The sequence below is a fragment of the Streptomyces sp. NPDC055189 genome, assembly GCF_053606765.1.
The window spans coordinates 1-18,405 of the sequence record NZ_JBSGSG010000128.1 but is presented as its reverse complement, the minus strand read 5'-3'; the positions used below and the strand labels follow the sequence as shown (position 1 = coordinate 18,405).

The window sequence follows — 18,405 nt, the reverse complement described above, 5'->3', positions numbered from 1 at the left end:
AACTCCGGCGGGTAGTTCTTCATGACCACGAGATGTCCGTTCTCAGATCCTCAGGATCCAGTGTCTCGTGTGTCCAACACCAGGGGTCAAGGCCCCACCTCGTCGACCAGGGCACCGACGCCGGGAAACGGATCATCGGCCGCAAACGCCACCTCGGCTGCGACACCCTGGGCCTGCTGCTGACCGTGCTGGTCACCGCCGCCAGCATCTCCGACACCGCGGCCGGCGTGACCCTGCTGACCCGCATCGCCGCCGCCCACCCCCGCGTGACCAAGGCATGGGTCGACACCGGCTACCGCACCACCGCCATCAACCACGGCGCCCGCCTCGGCATCGATGTCCACCCCGTCCAACGCGCCCCCGGCACCAAAGGATTCAAAATCATCCCGAGGCGGTGGACCATCGAGCGCAGCATCGGATGGCTCATGCACCACCGCCGACTCGCCCGCGACTACGAAACCCATCCCCACCGCTCCGAAGCCATGATCCACCTCGCGATGATCGACCTCATGACCCGCAGACTCACCGGCGAAGCCACCCTGAACTGGCGCGGAACCTAGCACGGGATCAAACACACCCCACAGGGCAAAACGCTCAGTCAGAGTTCATCGACGCCGTGGTGGGACGGGTGCCGCAGCTCGGAGGCTCTGGCCGCGCGGCAATAGCCGGGGTCCGTGCCACGGCGCCTTTCCCGTCAGATCGAAGCGGACGTTCAGGGGCCGGGAGAGAACTCGCGGTCGAGGATCGCGTGTACGACGGAGTCCCGCCACTCCCCCGCCTTCAGCACGTGCTCACGGATCGTGCCTTCCTCGACCATGCCGACGGCCGCCATTGTTTTCGCGGAGGCCTCGTTGAGCGGAGAGCGGGCGCCCCAAATGCGGTGGAGGCCGAGGTCGTTGAACCCGACACCGAGCAGCAGCCGCACCAGTTCAACGCCGTACCCCTGTCCCCACTTGTCCGGGCGCAGCGCGAAGCCCATGGTGGCCGCGCGCGGCTGGTGGGGGTCGAGGGCCAGGCGTCCGAATCCGATGAGTTCGGCCGCCTCCTGCTCAACGACAGCCAGGGCATACTCCGTGCGAGGGGTGGCCGCGGCCGCTGCGATGGATCGGGCCACGATCTGCTCGACCTGCTCGCGATTGCGCGGCTCGAACGAGAGGTGCTCGGTGGCTGCGGGGCTACCGTACACGGCGAGCACCGCCTGCACGTCTGCGCTGGCGAATTCCCGCAGGCCGAGACGTGCGCTGGAACGAGTGACCGGGTGCATGCCCCGGACCTTACCCTCGGGGCAGTGCTGGCCGGCTGGCCGGGAACGCCTCGATCTCCGCGCACAGGTCTCGCGCGGCGACGGCCGTTCGACTGGGGCCTGTAGTCAGGGAATTCCTGACGCGCAGGGCGGAGACGATGATCCCGCTGTTGCGGTGCGAGGCGGGCAGGTCCAATACCGGCCGCATGGCCTCCGCTGCGCCTTCCACGTCTCCGCCGAAGAGCCGTACGAGCGCGAGGTCACATCGGGTACCTGCAAGGTCGCCGAACGCCCAGCTCGGGGCACTTGGGTCACTGAAGCCCAGCACCGCTTCTTCCGCCTGCGCGATGAGCGGTTCACAGAGTTGCCCGAGTAACACGTCGCGGTCCCGCTGCTGAAGCACACCCATCACAGGACCTTCGCCCCGAAGCCTCATCCTTCCCGAGGGACAGGATCGCCCGCGAGCCGGCCCGGGACTCCCGCCTCACCTATCTGGGTGAAGAGGACCCTCGGCCCTGTCTGCGAGATCGTCGGCGGCGTCGATGAGACCGTTCGCGACAGATGTTCCCCACAATCAGGCCCTGGTCCACTTCGTGTGGCGCGGCTACACGCAGTGCCAACCGCGACCGGCGCACGGGCAGGAGTTGGCCAGGCCGGCCTTGAGCTGGAGCCGGCGCCTTCAAGGAAGGGCGCCGGGATAGGTGAGGAACCCAGCGCGTGACGACGCGGGCCGACAGCCGGCGGGAGCGACCGGCTGGAGCTCCCCGCGAAGGTTTCTGCCGACGTAATCGCGGACCCCGGAGCAACAGGCTGCAACCGCCCGACTCCGACACAACGGTGCGCTCACTGGGTGAGGAACTCTCGGTATCACCGACGATCTGCGTAACTTCCGCACACACACTCGTTAACAGACCGAAATACCACTCCCGGAAGGCCTCCCCATGTTCAAGAACGTTCTTATCGCATCGCTGCTCGCTGCCACGGCGGCCGCAGGCCTGGCCACCCCCGCGACAGCTGCCAGTCCTGCCCCGCCCGACCCGGACAACAACTCCATCGGGCGATGCACCCCCGGGCTGACGTTCGACGACAGCAAGCTGACCTGCGAATACGCAGGGCTCGTGAACTCCTGACACCCTGGACCATCGAGCCTGGCCCGCGCAGGCAGCGACCTCGGCCACCAGCGGATCCAGAAGGCGCCCGGCGCCCTTCACCGAGCGACGCCGGCGCGGCGCGTCGGGTACAGCGGCGGGCTGCGGGACCTCAGTGGGGACGTGGTGAGTGCGGACCAATTCTTCGGCCAGCCCCGCGCCAAGCATCCTCGCCCTCAGGTCCACCGCGGCCTGCACGGCTGACGCTTCTCCCCCAGGATTTACCACTCCCAGATTTCCACGCAGGTGCTGGCGAGCCCGACCTTGCACAGGAAGATGCGGACGTCAGCAACGTTGCTGCCCAGGCCGTCGGCCGGGAGACGGTGATAACTGGCGGTATAGGGCACCCATCGGGTCCCGGTCCACTTGTTGTACTTGGTGTACAGGGAGACGGCCCTGTTGTCCGCACAGGTATCACGGACGGAGAAGTCCCAGTAGGTGTCGTAATAGGGCTTGACCCCGCCCTTGCCTCGGTAGGTCCAGCCGTAGATGCCTTCCGTGTCTCCGCAGCTGTCGTTGAGTATCGCGGCATAGTTCCCGCCGCCGTCAGCGGCGGCTTCCGCGGATGCGGGAGACGCTGATACGGCAAGCACCGTTACTGCTGCGGCGGAGACGATCACTGCGACACACCTGTTGACTGGCTTCATCCGTTCCCCCTGGTTGCAGAGTGGCGCTGCGCCCGGCGGGAGCAGTTCTCCGACCACATCGGCGGGGTTGAAGTTAGCGGCGCCCGAGGGGGAAATCGTCAACCGCAGGGCGTAAGACCGGTGAGTTACGTGGCGTACAACCAGCGCGGTACGCCCGACCCCGCTCACCGCGACCTACACCGTCGAGCTGCTGCCCGAGCAGACCGGCGAGCTGACGGCCACCACTGACGGCACCCAGCCCGGCCACCCCGACGAGGAACAGTCCACCGACCGTATGTCCGCCTCCCGCCGCACCAGCGCAGCCTCAACACACACCACACAGCAACAGCACTCCGGCACCGCCGCCCCCGGACAGCACCCATCGTGCAGACGCTCCGCCCTGACCGCCTCCTCAGACAGACGCGCACGGAGAAAACCGGTCAACTCCGCAAGACGGATCATGCCGTCACCCTCAATCGGACCGCGTGGCGCCAAAGCGAGGAGGACTTTCAAACTCCCCGCCCCGGACACAGCCTGCCCCCGAACCCAGCACATGCACCGCCACAACCAGCCTTCACAACAAGTTGGAAAGTAAGAGTCCTGGCTTTTCATGAGAACGGGTTCTGGCTCAACTCCCGAACTCTGAAACTGATTTGAGGGTGCACCTGATCGCGGACAGTGGGCATTACCTGTTGTGTGAAGAATGCAGTGAGCGTCGCTGACGTACTTCTGCCCGGTGTGGGGGTGGAGATCGAGCGGGTCGCCCTAGAGGAATCTGAGGTCCGGCTCGCCGTGCGGTCTCCGGCAGGCTCGACCGCTGCCCGCTTCCCCGTGGTAGACGCAGACGGCCACGTGGTGGTTCGCATGCCCGGGTGCGTCCAGGAGGCCAGGACAGCCTACATGTGGTCCCCGGTAGCCGACTGCCATTCGTGCAGGCCGTCGTCGTTCACCATGTACGAAAGCGGCTCCTCCAAAGCCCATCCCGTGGCAGCCAGGGCCCCGACGGTGGTGCAGACCCTGAGCTCGCGGGCGAAATCGAAGTCGATGTCCGCAATCCTGGACGACACGGAAAGCTCCCGGAGAGAATCTGACGGCACCGCTGGTGAGGATTTGACGGCACCGCATCGTCGCCGAGGATGCGCCCAGCTGTCGATCGACACGAGGACCAGCGGCCGGAGCAGAAGCATTGGACGTGCCGCAGTTCTCATTTCGGTATTGCATGTTGCGGCCGGCAGCGGTGGCCGGAGCGGAACTTGGAGTGAGACCCAAGGGCGACACCTGATGATTTCCAGCGGGCTGAGACGCCCGGACACGCAGAGCAGCGCCCCGGGGCAGGAGCCCCGGGGCGCTGTACCGTCGGCTGCTACTGCCCCACGGTGAGGGACCAGCGAACCGCGGAGGGCGCAGTCACGGTGACCGTGCCCTGCGGCCTCGACTTCTTGAGTCCCAACTCGTTGTACGTGCTGCTGACCTCGCCGTCTACACACTCAAGCGGGAAGTTCATTCCCATGGGCTGGACGGTGACCTTGAGTGTGCCCTTGCCCTGGCAGTTGACGAGCACGGACAGCGGCCCCGCGGCGAGGCGGCCGAGCGGGACGTTCTGATTTCCCCTGGCTGCTGCGATCTCGGCCAGCGCCTTGCCCTCCGGCAGCTTCGGGGCCTTGCTGACCGACTCCCCGGGGATGTGCTCGGGCCTGGCCTTGTCCTTGGCGGGAGTCGTCGAGGGGGCCGGCTTCGACTGCTTCGGCGAGGCATCTCCTCCCGAGCAGCCGCCGAGTACGGCGGTCACCAGCAGGACCCCGGCTGCGCAACCTGCTGTGCGGAGAGCCGCACGCCCGGCACTGTGGGGCATCAGCTCTCCCACAGATACCAGCCCACCCGGTACGGGGAGTAGCTGGTGATCGTCTTCTTCGGGGTTGTCGAGCAGTTGCTGTAGTAGGAGTAGCTCTTGCCCTTGTGCTTCAGCCGGTAGACCCCGTACTTGGCATGCGTGGTTCTCTTGGCCGGGGTATTCACGCTGATGGTGTTGCCTATCTTGGCGTTCAGTTCAAGCGACAGACTGACGTTGAACTCGCCCTCGAGCTCATGCACCAGTGTGCTGACCTTCACCTTGAGCCCGGCAGATACCGATACGCCGACCTTGCCGCCGACTTCGGCCTCGAACCGGGACTTGGCAGTACGGCTCGTGCCGTTGTAATTGGCGAGCACCGGGCCGACGCCCTTGTGGAACTTTCCGTGCTTGCCGGTGGGCCGGTATACACCGCCTGGGTTGCAGTGCTCGGCGCCCGGAGCAGGGTCGGCCTTCCCCGGCGGCAACTCTCCGCCCTCTACGGGAGCCTCGGGGTCCTGGACCTCGGTGAGGTCCCTCTCCTCCGGCTCGGCCGGCGGACCAGGCTGGACGACGGTGTCCTCCGCGTCTGCCGAGCTACCAGCTACGGGCTCTGGACTGGGTGTGTCTGCCAGGGCGGGAGTGGTCAGCCCCGCGCAAAGCAGAAAGGTGGCTGCCCGAATGAGCAGACCCCTGGTTGTTCTGATGCCCACGAGGCACCTTCCCCGATGGGCCACCTCTCACGGGTGGCCGGTGAGCTGAAAGTACGGGGCCGGCTGCTCTGCGTGAAGACAACGGCTGATCTTCTGAGCAAGAATTGAGGTCATGCCCTTGGCATATGCATCACTACAGGACAACCATCCTCCCCAACCGCCTCCGCATGTGCCGACGAGAGCCGGCATCGGGTCACAGCCGCCTTGCCGCACGCGAACACACCCGCCGCCGCTCCTCACGGGGCAGCCCCGTCCCGTCAGCGAAGCCACTGGAAGGGATGGCGCGACCAGTATCGAGCCGGTATGTCGGCGGTGCCGCGATCACGTTCGCGGCCGGCACCCGTCGGCCATGCGGCGCTGCCACCGGCCTTCAGGGCCGACGCCTTGAGCGAGCCGCCGATGAACTGCCGGCACAGCACGTGCAGGGGAAGGCGGTGCGTGCGGGCGTACCGGCGCAGGGCGGCGAAAGCCTCGTCCGGGCTGGTGTGCCAGCGCTCGGCCAGGACGCCCATGGCCTGCTCGATGACGATGCGGCTGGACAGGGCGGACCGCAGCTGGGCCCGCTCAAGGTCGGCCTGCACGAGCGTGCGGTGCTGCAAGACGGCGATGGCCGCCACTTCAGCCAGTGCCTGCGACACCCGCGCGTCGCTGGCGCCGAGTTTGCGTTCCCGGCTGTCGAAGAGGTTCAGCACGCCCACCACCTGGTGCCGCAGCCGCATCGGCAGCGCGTGGGTGGTGGCGAAGCCCTGCTGCCGGGCGCGCGCGGCCAAGCGGGGGAACCCACTTCTGTGCGCGGCGGGTTCGAGGAGGACGTCGAGCCGGGCGGTGCCCTCGCGGTAGCACGGCGCCCGGCCGCACTGCAGGGCGAAAAGCTCCAGCAGCCGGGTCCGCTCGTCCGACGCGGTAACCAGATGGAGCTCACCCTGCGCATCGGCGAGCATCACGCCGACGGCCTCGTCCAAGGCTCCCTGCAGCGTGGATTCCGGGGCCACCGCCATATCCCTGAGCACGGTGAGTACCTCGTGGCTCTTCTTCGCCCCCAGTGCGGCGAGTTGCTCGTAGTACGTCTCGTCGACCCCGGGGGCCACGTGCCCACGAGGTACGCGCGGAATTCATCCTGCCCGGCAATCCCGTGGCATCCCACACGAATCCCCCTCCAGCCCGACCGGCGGCTGCTGGCACGTCATCCACAAGGCGCGCCGCGACGAACAGCGCCAAGCGGCACACACCGCCCGCTGGATGAGCCGCGACAGCGCACGCCTGGACGACTCCCCCATCGGACAGCTCCGCCAGCTGGTCATCCCCGGCCGCCACGGCGGGGCAGGGGGCGAGCGCATCCTGATGTCGGCTCCCCCGGCCCGCGTCGACCGCGCCCTGGCCCTGGGCAAACTGGCCGAGGACAGCCACCTGATGCGCGTGCAGATCCTGGTGCGCTGCGCCTCCGACACCCAAGGCCGCGCCCGGGCCCGCCTCGCCCGCATCCAGGCAGGTCTCGATGTGTTCGGCGTATCCGCCCGCTGGGCGATGCGCGGCCTAAGAGTCGAGCCCTGGCGCCGGGGCGCCGACCGGTGGTCCCGCCGGAAGCGTTTCGACCGGCGCTGGCGCACCGGACAGTGCCTGCCGCCGGCCCCTAACTGGCTGTGCCCGGAGGAACTGCTGGGCCTTCTCAAGCCGCCCACCACCTGGTGCCGGATGCCGCTGCTCCCCGCCGACCTGCCCACCTTCGTGCACGGCGATCCCGGCCTGCTGCTCCAGGGCTGGTACCCCCCAACGCCCGACGGCCGGCGGCGCCTGGTGGCCACCCATGCGGAGCAGACCCTCTTCGAGATCGGCGTGGGCAAGGCCGGCGGCGGCAAGACGGAACGGGCTGCCGCCCAGGCGGTCGGCTACGCGCATGCGGGCGGGGGCCTGCTGTTCGTCGACCCGCATCACGACTCCTGGCTGCGGGTGGCGCCCTTCCTCGCCCACGAGCCGATCATGCAGCACATCGCGCGGATCGATCTGCGGGCCACCGGCCGCGGCCCCAACCCGCTGATCAGCGCGTGGAACCCGATCGGCATGCACCAGGGCCGCCAGACCTATGAAGTCGTCGAGGATGTGGTCGACGCCTTCGCCACCGCGTTTCGGCTGGGACGACGCCAACGCCCCCCGCGCCATCGCAATCTTCACCGAGGCGCTGACCGTGCTGACCACCCTCAACCAGCTGGCCTGCCGCGCCGACCGCAGCCAAGACCAGGCCACCCTCTTCCACGTGCGGGCCCTGCTGACCGACCCCGGGTTCCGCGCCAGCGCCCTGGCCCTCGTCGAACCCGTCCTGGGCGACGAGACCCGGGCCTGGTGGCATACCACCTTCCCCACCTTCCCGCCCGACTCCTTCAACGTGCTGCTCAACCCCTCGCCAGGCTGGCCGCCAACCCCGTCACCCACGCCTTCCTCGGCCAGCCGCTGGGCGTCTACAACATCCGCGCCGCCATGGACCACCGGTGGATCGTGTGGGTGAGCACGGCGGGCAACGGTCCCACCGACCGGCTCCTGACCGCCCTCCTCAACCGCGACCTGCTGCGCGCCGGACGCTCCCGCGCCGAACTCCCCGCACACCAGCGGGTGCCCTTCCGCGGCTACCTCGACGAGCTGATCACGCTGGCCGGGGCGGGAGGCGACTCCATCGCCGGCACGTTCGAAGACTTCCGCAAATACAAGATCCAGCTGCACGCACTGACCCAGCTCCTGGGCCGCCTGCCCCTCGCAGTCCGCCAGTCCCTGATCCAGAACGCCTCCACCCTCTCCACCACCCGCGGCTCCAAAGCCGCAGTCACGTCCATCACCGAGGAATGGGGAGAGCGGACCAGCGCCGCGCAGGTCGCCGACCTGGACCAGTACGACCACTACAGCACCTTCACCATCAACGGGCATCCCGTCGGCCCCGTCCTGATCCACGGCCCCCACCTCGAGGAAGTCTTCGCCGAACAACACCGCCCGGGCCGCAGCCACATCGCCGCCCTGGAACAGGCCGCCGACCACAACGCCCAAGCTCGCCCCCCTCGGCCAGCTCACCATCGTCGCCGCCAGCCAGCTCCAACGCGTCACCGCCTTCCTCCACGACCGTGCCCCCGCCACCCGCACCGACGCCCTCACCAGAACCAGCGACTACCAATAACCACACCAACGACACGGAGACGGCTCCTCCACACCCAGACCCCACCAGCCCCCCTGCACTCCGAACCATCCCCGCGTGCGCGGGGAACAGCCAGCCCCCACGACGGTGGTCAGCCAAGCCTCGGGTCTGGCTATGACGTCGTTCGCTGGCTCCGCCATGTTGGCTCTGGATGGCCCCATTTTGTGAAGATCTACGGTGATCGAGCGAGTCCTCACGAGGGCGATCTCACGGCAGGAGTGCTGCGTGCAATCGCGCGATTCAGTACCGCACTGCCAGATGACGCTGTAGGTCAATGTGGCGGAACTGGTACACCGCGCCGATCTGACGCAGCACACCGCGCTGGCACGCATCGTTCAGGAACGCCATCACACGCCACGGAAGGTGCCCCCGCACCGCCAGATACGCCCGAGTGAACAGAAAGACTGGCCAAGCTGACGTCGCAAAACCAGCGGCCCCGCCCATAAGTCCGTACGTGAGTCCAAATATCAGCCCAACTGCGGGCCCACCTAGGAGCCCGGACACGAGCCCCAACGGAAGCCCGACCATCACGATGACCACAGTGCAGAGACAGAGGAAGACGCGGCGGTCTTGAGCTAAGACTGCGGACGGCGTCACTGCAGTGTTGAGGTCCACGTCTTCGGTATGCAGCCCGACCGCGATTCCGACCAGGAGCGCGGTGCCGAGCCAGTATGTGAGCCCGGTTCCGAGCCCGGCCGTGAGCCACGCGAGCAACCCGAATGAGAGCCCGCACGAAATCCCGATTAGGAGCTTGCCCCAGGTGAACGCCCAAAGCAGCCGCCTATGCGGGACTTGAGCACGGGGAGTTGCATACCTCGCCGCATATCTCAGTCCGCCCCAAACCTCAAGACCCATAAGGACCCCGCCCAGGGGCGCTCCCACGAGTGCCCCCACGGGCCCGAGAATGAACGCGACTCCGATTCCGAACACGGGTGTGCTTATTAGCCCTAGCGTGAGCGCAACCGCGAGGTGGCGTGTGCCGGTGGGAACTAATGCAGACAGTTGCCACCAAGCCAGGTCGGGGGCTCCGCCGTGTTGGATGCGCAGGTGGCCGGCGAGGAAGATGAGGGCGCGCTCGGCCTGCTCATCCGTCCAGTGCGGACGTTCGCCGCTGTCGGTGGTATACGCGGCGGAGATGAAAGCACTGAACAGGTGGTCGTTGAGGGCCCTACGAGTGGGGAAAGTGATGGTGTCGCAGAGCGAGTCGGGATGCCGGGCTGGACCGGGCGTGGACGCGTGGCAGGGGTTGTAGATAGTGCGGGCCAGGAAGAGGCCCAGCGGGGTAGCAAGGGCTTGCCCAACGGGCGTTGCCGTACCGAGTTGCGCGGTAACCCGATCCCAGCGAGCGACAGCGGAGGAGTGCTGGTCGCCCGCGTCGCGACGCAGGTAGGCAGCGGCCGCATCGCGGTCCACGGGCAGCAGGCAGATGCCAGCGGCGCTATTGAGGACCAGCCGCTGCGTCTGGGCCAGCGCCGCGTCGAACTCGGCAGTCCGGCTGGCCAGGACCACCGGGTGTTTCGCGGGCAGGGACCGATTCAGGGTATTGAGGGCGACAGAATGCAAAGCCGGAGGAAGTTCGTCGAAGCCATCCAGCAGCGGCAGGATGAGCCGCTCGTCCCACAAGGCTTGGGCCAAGTCGAGTCCAGAGCCGGTGACGTTCCCAGGTGCGCTCGCGGCCAAGCCGGGATTGCTGAGGCGCAGCTGATCGGCGACCCACTCGGCCAGGGACCGTGCAACAGGGTCCCAGGAGGCCAGAGATAGCACGATCGGCACCGGGCCGCCCGGACGTCGACGCTCGACCAACTCATGAACAAGGCGCAGGAGCAGCACGCTCTTGCCGGAGCCCGGTGCGCCGAGAATCACCAGCCGACGCGTGGGTACCCGTCTGACGTAGACCTCGCCGATGTCCGCCCCGACGCCGCTCAGTCCGGCGGCATCCGCTGGCCAAAGACCAGGATCCCCTGGCGGTCCGCCCGGCCATGCGTGAGCGACTGCGGCAAGAGCGTCCCAGCGTTCGACCAGATGCGCATCTGCGGCTCGCCAAGCCACCGGGAGAGGATAGGGATCCTCCACGCGGCGCAGCGCCGCCTCGGCATCGGCCTGCTTCCGCACTGCGATCGCCAACCGGTCCGCGACCGCGCCCAGGTCACCAGGGCTGGCCGCCTCGGCGCGATCGTGCCGGAAGGTCTGCCAGCCGAGATAGGCCCCAGGTAGGGCAAGTAACAGCGCGGCAGCCGTCGTGGCGACCGTCGACTCCGACCGCCATACCAATATCAGGGCCCCTAAAGCCCCTGCCACGTACAGGAGCCAGAACCAGGACCCGACGACCTGCACACTGTGGTCCCGTCTCCCCATCTCTGCCCCCGTCCCCTATCCCGTCTTCATGCCTGGATGAGAACTCTCCGCGCGCTCGAACAGCGCCATAGAGCTCATAACATGAGGGCTGTCGGTAGGGCTACGCCCATGCATCACGGATCTTCACAAAGTGGGGCCACCCCAAGCCAACACGGTGGAGCCAGCGAACGGCGTCATAGCCACTCGGGTCCATCCCGCGCGGGCGGGGAGCAGCACTGATCAGGCTCCCTTGCCGTCGAACACGTCGGGTCCACCCTCGCGGGCGGGGAGCAGTCGCCAGAAATCCCATGGAGTGATCGGGCCCAGGTCCATCCCCGCACGCGCGGGGAGCAGGCCATCCACTTGTCGCGCAAGACGCGCACCGTGGGGCCATCCCCGCACGAGCGGGGACCAGTGAATCCCGATGTCCACGATCTGAGCTTCTTCTTTATCTACGGGGTGGTTGTGGTGCCGAGCAATGACACCGGTCTGGTGTCTGGTGGTCCCGCGGACGACGATGCATGCCATGACGATTGACGGCTCGTGGTTGCGGATCGAGAACTGGTTATGTGAGTACGCGCCGTCGGCGTACGCCTCATTCCCTCCTGCCACGGGCTCTGATGCGGTACGCGCGGCAGAACGCCATTGCGGGCTCGTGTTTCCTGACGACCTGGTGGCGTCCCTGCGCCGCCATAACGGTTCGGGGGAGTTTCTGCTGCCCGGCAACTACCGCCTCTCCGGCGCAGCCCAGATCGCGAAAGACTACGTGTGGTGGACCGGGTCACAGCAGCGGGACGTTCCCGATGAACTGCGGTATTGGCGTTCGTCCTGGTTGCCGCTGGCCGTAGATGGCGCCGGGGGTTCCCTCTTCGTCGAGATGGCACCGGGTGACCGGCACGGTCGCATCGGTGTGCATGCCCACGGTGACGGTGGACGGTTCGACGACCTTCCCCAGTACACCTCGCTGCAAGCCCTGCTCAGCTGGGCCGCGCAGGCCCTGTCCGACGGCTCTGCCACGGATGTCCTGGACTACGTGCTCACCACGGACGAACAGGGGCTTCCGTACTGGGAGGACGCAGACGCAGAACAGGACGGCGTGCCAGCGGTCTGGGACATGCCAGCCCTGGATAACCGCTACGGAGGGCTCTGAGCTTGCTCTCTATCTACGGGTGCGGGCCGGTACCGAGAGAGGCCGGTTGATATTGGGTTGCTGGGCAATCCGGCGATCGGGAGACTCCCGCTCATGCCTACGACCGCACGTGATCTGACGCTGGAGCACTTTCGATGGGTCGGCGGGCACGCCGATGTGTGGGCGATCTTCCGGGACGCCAAGGCGCTGCCCGCAGTGGTCGCAGGTCTGGTGGAACCGTTCCGGGACGATGGGGTTACCGCAGTCTGCGGGATCGAGTCGCGGGGATTCCTCTTGGGAGGTGCCGCAGCGGTCGAGCTCGGCGTCGGGTTCGTTCCTGTTCGGAAGGGGGAAGGCCTCTTCCCGGGCGACAAAATGGTGCGCCAGTCGGCTCCCGATTACCGGCACATTCACCACACGCTGCGGCTCCAGCGGTCCGCGCTGGGGCCGGCGGGCCGGGTTCTCTTGGTCGATGACTGGATCGAGACCGGGAACCAGGCTGCGGCAGTCAGGAGCATGGCCGAGGAATGCGGGGCCACCTGGTTGGGATGCAGCGTCATCGTTGATCAGCTCACCACGATGCCAAAGAACGCACTCGGCACCGTTCGGGGGCTGCTGGATGCGCGGGAACTCCCGCCGTCCGAGATCTGAGTTCAGTGTCGTACTTCGAACAAGTCCGAACGTGAGGAAGGCTTGCGCAGTTCAGCGGTGATGGGGGCAGGCTCCGTCTGATCCTGTGCTCCTACCAGGATGCATGTGACTGCGACGAAGGCCGTGATGGTTAGAGTGCTGGCTGATGCTGTTCGGGTGGAGGCCTTCGCGAACGCCTCCCTTTTCCGCAGCGAGTACTACGCGTGTCTGACCGCCCGTCGGGACGAACTGTTCGAACTGGCTGACGCGGTGCTGTGCGTCGACGGGCCGGTGGTCTCCGGTGGATCTGACGCTGGTGCCCGAACATCGGCGTGGGCATGGAGCGTTGTACGGAGCCCTCAACCACGGCCGAATCGGCGTCGAGCGTTTGCGGCCGGGGCTGGTCGGGCTGCCGTTGCCCCGTTTCTAGGGCGGGCGCCTGGTCCTGGGGGTCGCCGTGGTTGCGTTCGGACGCCCCGTGCTCGGCGGAGCGGCTCTTCTGCCACGTCTACGGGCGGGCGAAGCCCACGTCGCAGTTCATCCCGGGCTGGCCGTACTCGTTCGTCGCCGTGCTGGAGCCCGGTGCCACCTCATGGACCGGAATCCTTGACGTGATTCGGCTCGGTCCCGAAGACGACGCGAGCGCGGTCACCGCCGACCAGCTGCGGGCGGTTGTTGAGCGGCTTGTCGCGGTCGGCCAGTGGACGCCCACAGGCCCGGACATCACGATCGTCATGGACGCTGGCTACGACGTCACCCGGCTGGCCTGGGCCTTGCGCGACCTGCCCGTTGAACTGGTCGGACGCATCCGCAGCGACCGGGTGATGCATCTGCCCAAGCCGCCCAGCATCTACGCCCCCAAGGGCGGCCGACCGCCCAAGCATGGGCCGGAATTCAGCTTCTGCAAGCCCGATACCTGGCCCGAACCCGCTCTCACCACCACCGACACGGTAACCACGGCAAGGCCGAAGCCCCGGCATGGGACCGGGTCCACCCGCGGGTGACCCACCGCTCGGCCTGGCTGGAGCACACCGGCGAACTCCCCATCGTCGAAGGCACCCTGATCCGCCTCAAGGTCGAGCACCTGTCGAAAGACCGCGAGGCCCCGCCGTGTGGTTATGGTCCTCGAAGACCGGAGCCGCCGCGGCGGACGTGGACTTGTGGTGGCAGGTGTTCCTCAGAAGATTCGACCTGGAACACACCTTCCGGTTCGGAAAGCAGACGCTCGGCTGGACCACACCGAAGATCCGTACCCCTGAGGCGGCGGACCACTGGACCTGGCTCCTGGTCGTCGCGTACACCCAACTCCGCCTCGTCCGACCGCTGGCCGCCGATCTCCGGCGGTCCTGGGAGAAACCTGCCAAACACGACGCCTCCTGAGCTTGTCTTTCAACATCTGAGGCTGTCGCGCTCGATGATGCTCTCGGGTCGCCTGGTCGCTTTCCCGACGTCATGGCGAGTCGCGGGGCACGGAATCATTGGGCCGTTTGCCCGCCTACCGCCCGGTAGTCCTATGTAATTTCGCTGGGCAGTTCGTCGCGCCCCGAAACGAGAGGATCGCGCGTGCTGAAGAAGCTTGCCGTCATGGGGGCGGCCGCTGCGCTGTGTTGGGGCGTGGGATCCGCGCCCGCGAACGCGGCAGAGATGTCGTACCGGCACCTGGAGAGCTGGGCCGATGCGGGAGAGTGCCTCGACTACAGGGCCGACTACGGGCCCTACACGACCGACTGCAACCAGGGCGCTTACCAGACGTGGCTGATGGCCACGTACGTCGAGACGCCGACCGAACTGCGCCAGAACGTTGGTAACAGGCTCTGCTTGGTCGCCCGCAATGGAGTTCCGGTGATGAGGGACTGCTCGTCGACCGACCCGGCAGCCGTGTGGACACTGCACGAGGACGGCACTGGGGGTGTGCAGGTGGTCAACAAGTCGACCAAGACGTGCCTCGTCGCCGGATCGGGAGCGATCCATCACGTGAGCCTGGGCGCGTGCAGCACCGCTCCCTCCCGGCAGTGGTTCATCAGATGGTGAACGTTCGCGCCAAAGTGCGTGTCTTTTGAAGGTCAGCGGCACTCAGCTTGTTCCTCGTGGCCTGGATTGGTTTCGTTCGGTGATCCTCTCGGGGTCGTATCACGGTCTTGCCCACGTCGTAGCCGGTGGCGGGCCGCTGGCTCTTCGAGCCAAGCGGCCTGCCAAGGCAGGGAGTTGAGGGTTTCGGTGCGCGGGCCGGACTGTGCAGGTGCGGGCGGATGTTCCGAAACCCCCGGCGGACTCGGGCGGGGGTGAGCCGACCGGGCTCGGCGGGCTTCTCCCACGGCCGCCGCAAGTCGGCGGCGGCCTCGCGCAGAAGACGGATCTGGGTGTGCGCGGCGATCATCAGCCAGGTCCAGCGCTCGCCGGCCTCGAAGGTTCGCAGCCTCGGACGGGTCCACCCGAGGGTCTGTTTCATCAGCCTGAACAGGTGTTCGATGTCGGGCCTCCGCAGGAACGACTGCCAGCGCACGTCGACCTCCTCGCTGTTCAGGCCGGTGGCGGACGACCAGAGCCAGAGCGGAAGCGGGGCGCCTCCGCCCGGCAGGCGGTCGACCTGGAGGCGGATCAGCGTGCCCTCGATGACGGGGAGTTGACCGGTGTGGTCGATCCACGCGGAGCGGGTGGTCATGCGGGGTGGAGACGGTCCCAGGCCATCGCCCGGATAGTGCCGTATCGGTCGGCGACCTGCACGGTTGCCACGTCCGGCTCGCCCTAGGTCTCCGGCTTGGCGAAGCGCAGCTCCTTGCCGTGCTTCGGCGGCCGCCCGCCCCGGGGGACCTGGGCGGGCCCATCCCCGCATGCGCGGGGACCAGCTGGTCGCCGGACGGCGGGGCTGGGGCGGCCTGGGTCCATCCCCGCGTGCGCGGGGAGCAGTTCCGACCAGCGCGCTCCGTCTCGGTCACGCAGAATGTCACGGCCGATCCCCCGTTTCCGGTCTTTGGCCAGGAGAGCGGCACGAGGCACTGCGGTACGACAGCTCGGTTCAGGCAGAGCGAAGGGCGACCATCCTTGAGTAGAGCGGGCGGGGAGGTCAGCACCGCCGGTCAGCGATCACGAGCAACGTGTCCGCCGCTCGAGGTCCGTCAGACTTCGCCGGCAGCATGTCCACGGCGATGTTGGTGAATCCGGCCTCGTCGAGGGCCTTCACCCATACCTGCTCCTGGAGGACCCAGCGGCGCAGCGAGACAGTCTTTCCCTCGGGAGTCTTTGCGGGGATGTCGGCTGCCACCAGGTCCGGTTGGGCCGGAGCGCCGTTCAGGTAGTGGGCCAGGGTGGAGAAGACCAGCCGTCCGCCCGGCTTCAGCGCAGCGGCTGTCGCCGGCAGCAGCTCGCGCGGATCGGTGAAGTCGACGGCCCCGAACACGCTGTACAGCACGTCGTAGCCGCTCTTCGTCGCCTGCAGGTGGGGCACGGCGTCGTACGGCGCGATACGCAGGCATGGGGCGAGGTGGGCGAACAGGTCGGTGGCCATCTCGTACTGCGCGGGGGAGGCATCGATGGCAACGATCTCGGCGGGCTCGTGGTGGAGGGCCAGGTGTGCGGCGTGCCGGGCGGCGCCGGCGCCGAGGTCGCCGACCACGTGTCCCGTGAGATCGCCCAGCACTTCGCAGCCGGGGCCGCCGTCCTGGCTCCAGATCCAGTGGAAGGCATCGGGGATGGCGCGGTCGCTGTCGGCGCGGGTGCGGCCGTAGTGGTGCCAGAGGTCTGCTGTGGTCGACATCCGCACCATCTTGGCGGGTGCGGTCTGACGTTGGGCTGGTTTTGGTCATCCTCCTCCGGGCGAGTGCTGTGCCCCGGCCAGGGCCGGATGCTGTTGGCTAATTCCGCCCCGCTGAATCTGATTCAGCGGGGCGGAGTGCTGCGAAGTGGCTGATGCGCGTGCGGGCTGGAGGGATGTTCGTCAGGTGCGCGTAGATGCGGGCTAGGTTGATCGCGGCGCCGGTGAGCTGGTGCTGGAGACTGGTTTTGGCCAGTCCTTGGTAACGGGCTCTGCGCAGACCACAGCGCCCGACTGCTTGGGAGATGGTGCCTTCGACCCCGGCTCGGATCTTGTATCGCTCCTTCCACTCCTCGGTCTGCTGGAGGGTCCGAGTGCTCTGGAGGGCGTCGTGTTCCTCGCGGGGGCGGAGCGTGAGCTGCCGCTGCTTGGCCTTGGGGGCGCTGACGCAGTCACGCAGCCGCGGACACGGACCGCAGTCCAGCACGGAGAATCTGACGCGGATGACCGGCGTGCGCCGCTGAGAAGACGCCAGTGCCCAGGATGTGTTGGTGCGCCCGCTCGGGCAGGTCACTTGCCGACCATCCCAGTCGATGGTGAAGGCATCCTGGCCGTAGGTGCCGCCGTCGCGCCGGCTCTGGACACTGGTGACCGCCTGGAGCGGGCCGTGCAGTTCGACGCCGTGGTCCCTGCGGGCGGCGACCATGGCAGGACTGTTCGCGTACCCGGTGTCGACCCAGTGCTCCTCGGGGAGCAGCTCTCGTCTGCCCAGACCTCCGTGGACCACGGCGGCCATCCGCTCGTCGCCGATCGAGGCGAGGGTGGTGATCACGTGGGTGATCAGGTTCAGCACGCCGGGGCCGCAGGTTTCGGTGAGATGGACCTTGTAGCCGTCCCAGTCGAGATCACGCTTGGAGCCGGTGCGGGCCTCCGGATCGTAGGGAGTGACCAGGCGTTTGGTGCCCGGCGGGCGGTCCTTTGGGACTCGGCGCTGCACTTCGCCCTCGACCAGGTGGAAGTGCTGGATCCAGACCTGACGCAGGATCTCGAGCTGCGTCAGGGAGCGCAGTTGGCCAGGGGCATTCGGTGAGGTCACGGCCGCGAGCAGCCGCATCCCGTCCGCGCCGACCCGACGGCCGATCTCACTGCGCTGGGCGCGTGCCTTGGGGAACCGGGACTCCTCGGTCCGGCTGGAGTAGTGCCTGAACCAGTCCGGTTCGGCGACCCCTCGCAGCCACTCCGGTGCGGCCTGCGCCAGGGCGTTGAGCGCGGCGCGCAAGGTCTCCGACACGAACTCCAGCCACCCCAACTCGCGTGCCGCGGACAGCACATGGGTGGAGTCGGTGCGAGCCTTCCCGCCGCCGGCCAGCAATCCCCTGTCCCGGGCTGCGGCGAGTATGCCGTCGAGGACCTTGGGGCCCGCGTCCGCCTCGATCAACCGGTCCCGAAACTCCGAGAGGACCGAGAAGTCGAAACCGGGATCGTCCAAGTCCAGCCCGAGAGCGTACTTGAAGTCGATCCTGGCTCGTACTGCCTCCGCGGCCTGCCGGTCGGTCAGCCCCTCGACGAACTGCAGCACCAGAACCAGCACCAGTCGGCCCGGCGACCACGCCGGCCTTCCCCTGCTGGGGAACAACGCGGCGAAGTCCTCGTCCCGGAACAGCACGCCCAGCTCGTCCCGGACCCGGATGGCGAGGCTGCCCCGGGGAAATGCGGCCCGCGCCACCCGCACTGTCTCCGCCGGGACCTCACCCACCTCATACGGATGCATCGACATGGCAACTCTCCACGCCACAACGTCGGCCCCCAAGACACGAGTCTTGGGGGC

At 67.6% G+C, this 18,405-nt stretch carries 15 protein-coding genes and 2 pseudogenes; 6 read left to right on the top strand and 11 right to left on the bottom strand.

Annotated features, from left to right (window positions below):
• The coding region (locus tag ACWFR3_RS44050; protein ID WP_453740334.1) for a transposase at positions 1-560 on the top strand (560 nt) is incomplete at its 5' end.
• 152 nt (positions 561-712) lie between these two features.
• On the opposite strand, the gene ACWFR3_RS44045 is transcribed toward ACWFR3_RS44050, so the two are convergent.
• Entirely contained in the window at positions 713-1,264 is a 552-nt protein-coding gene (locus ACWFR3_RS44045; protein ID WP_453740333.1) for a GNAT family N-acetyltransferase, read from the bottom strand.
• A gap of 10 nt (positions 1,265-1,274) precedes the next feature.
• A complete protein-coding gene (locus ACWFR3_RS44040) occupies positions 1,275-1,652 on the bottom strand; it encodes a hypothetical protein (protein WP_453740332.1) in 378 nt (125 codons plus the stop codon).
• Positions 1,653-2,184: 532 nt separating this feature from the next.
• Between ACWFR3_RS44040 and ACWFR3_RS44035 the strand changes: the two genes are divergently transcribed.
• Entirely contained in the window at positions 2,185-2,373 is a 189-nt protein-coding gene (locus tag ACWFR3_RS44035; RefSeq protein WP_453740331.1) for a hypothetical protein, read from the top strand.
• Between the two features lie 239 nt (positions 2,374-2,612).
• Here ACWFR3_RS44035 and ACWFR3_RS44030 read toward each other — a convergent pair whose 3' ends face one another.
• The 6 genes from ACWFR3_RS44030 to ACWFR3_RS44005 form a co-directional block, all read right to left on the bottom strand.
• A complete protein-coding gene (locus ACWFR3_RS44030; protein ID WP_453740330.1) occupies positions 2,613-3,038 on the bottom strand; it encodes a hypothetical protein in 426 nt (141 codons plus the stop codon).
• A gap of 875 nt (positions 3,039-3,913) precedes the next feature.
• Positions 3,914-4,084, bottom strand: a complete 171-nt coding sequence (locus ACWFR3_RS44025; RefSeq protein ID WP_453740329.1) for a hypothetical protein — start codon at positions 4,082-4,084, stop codon at positions 3,914-3,916.
• Between the two features lie 296 nt (positions 4,085-4,380).
• Positions 4,381-4,806, bottom strand: a complete 426-nt coding sequence (locus tag ACWFR3_RS44020) for a hypothetical protein (protein WP_453740328.1) — start codon at positions 4,804-4,806, stop codon at positions 4,381-4,383.
• Between the two features lie 62 nt (positions 4,807-4,868).
• Positions 4,869-5,558, bottom strand: a complete 690-nt coding sequence (locus ACWFR3_RS44015) for a hypothetical protein (RefSeq protein ID WP_453740327.1) — start codon at positions 5,556-5,558, stop codon at positions 4,869-4,871.
• Positions 5,559-5,815: 257 nt separating this feature from the next.
• Positions 5,816-6,646, bottom strand: a complete 831-nt coding sequence (locus tag ACWFR3_RS44010; RefSeq protein WP_453740326.1) for a GAF and ANTAR domain-containing protein — start codon at positions 6,644-6,646, stop codon at positions 5,816-5,818.
• Between the two features lie 2,327 nt (positions 6,647-8,973).
• Positions 8,974-11,067 (bottom strand): NACHT domain-containing protein, encoded by a 2,094-nt coding sequence (locus tag ACWFR3_RS44005; RefSeq protein ID WP_453740325.1) that lies wholly within the window; start codon positions 11,065-11,067, stop codon positions 8,974-8,976.
• Between the two features lie 526 nt (positions 11,068-11,593).
• Between ACWFR3_RS44005 and ACWFR3_RS44000 the strand changes: the two genes are divergently transcribed.
• The 4 genes and pseudogenes from ACWFR3_RS44000 (at position 11,594) to ACWFR3_RS43985 (ending at position 14,857) form a co-directional block, all read left to right on the top strand.
• A complete protein-coding gene (locus tag ACWFR3_RS44000) occupies positions 11,594-12,217 on the top strand; it encodes an SMI1/KNR4 family protein (protein ID WP_453740324.1) in 624 nt (207 codons plus the stop codon).
• Positions 12,218-12,310: 93 nt separating this feature from the next.
• The gene (locus ACWFR3_RS43995; protein WP_453740323.1) at positions 12,311-12,847 is read left to right on the top strand and encodes a phosphoribosyltransferase; all 537 of its coding nucleotides are present in this window, start codon (positions 12,311-12,313) and stop codon (positions 12,845-12,847) included.
• A gap of 126 nt (positions 12,848-12,973) precedes the next feature.
• A pseudogene (locus ACWFR3_RS43990) lies at positions 12,974-14,191 on the top strand (NF041680 family putative transposase); the annotation flags it as partial.
• A 198-nt stretch (positions 14,192-14,389) separates the two neighbouring features.
• A complete protein-coding gene (locus ACWFR3_RS43985) occupies positions 14,390-14,857 on the top strand; it encodes an RICIN domain-containing protein (protein WP_453740322.1) in 468 nt (155 codons plus the stop codon).
• Between the two features lie 42 nt (positions 14,858-14,899).
• Here the strand turns inward: ACWFR3_RS43985 and ACWFR3_RS43980 are convergent.
• From ACWFR3_RS43980 to ACWFR3_RS43970, 3 genes and pseudogenes are all read right to left on the bottom strand, one after another.
• Positions 14,900-15,637: pseudogene (locus tag ACWFR3_RS43980) on the bottom strand (NF041680 family putative transposase); the annotation flags it as partial.
• Positions 15,638-15,890: 253 nt separating this feature from the next.
• The gene (locus ACWFR3_RS43975) at positions 15,891-16,580 is read right to left on the bottom strand and encodes a methyltransferase domain-containing protein (RefSeq protein WP_453740321.1); all 690 of its coding nucleotides are present in this window, start codon (positions 16,578-16,580) and stop codon (positions 15,891-15,893) included.
• A 97-nt stretch (positions 16,581-16,677) separates the two neighbouring features.
• Positions 16,678-18,354 carry an IS1182 family transposase gene (locus tag ACWFR3_RS43970; RefSeq protein ID WP_453740320.1) on the bottom strand — a complete coding sequence of 559 codons (1,677 nt, stop codon included), beginning with the start codon at positions 18,352-18,354 and terminating at the stop codon, positions 16,678-16,680.
• Positions 18,355-18,405 lie beyond the last annotated feature (51 nt).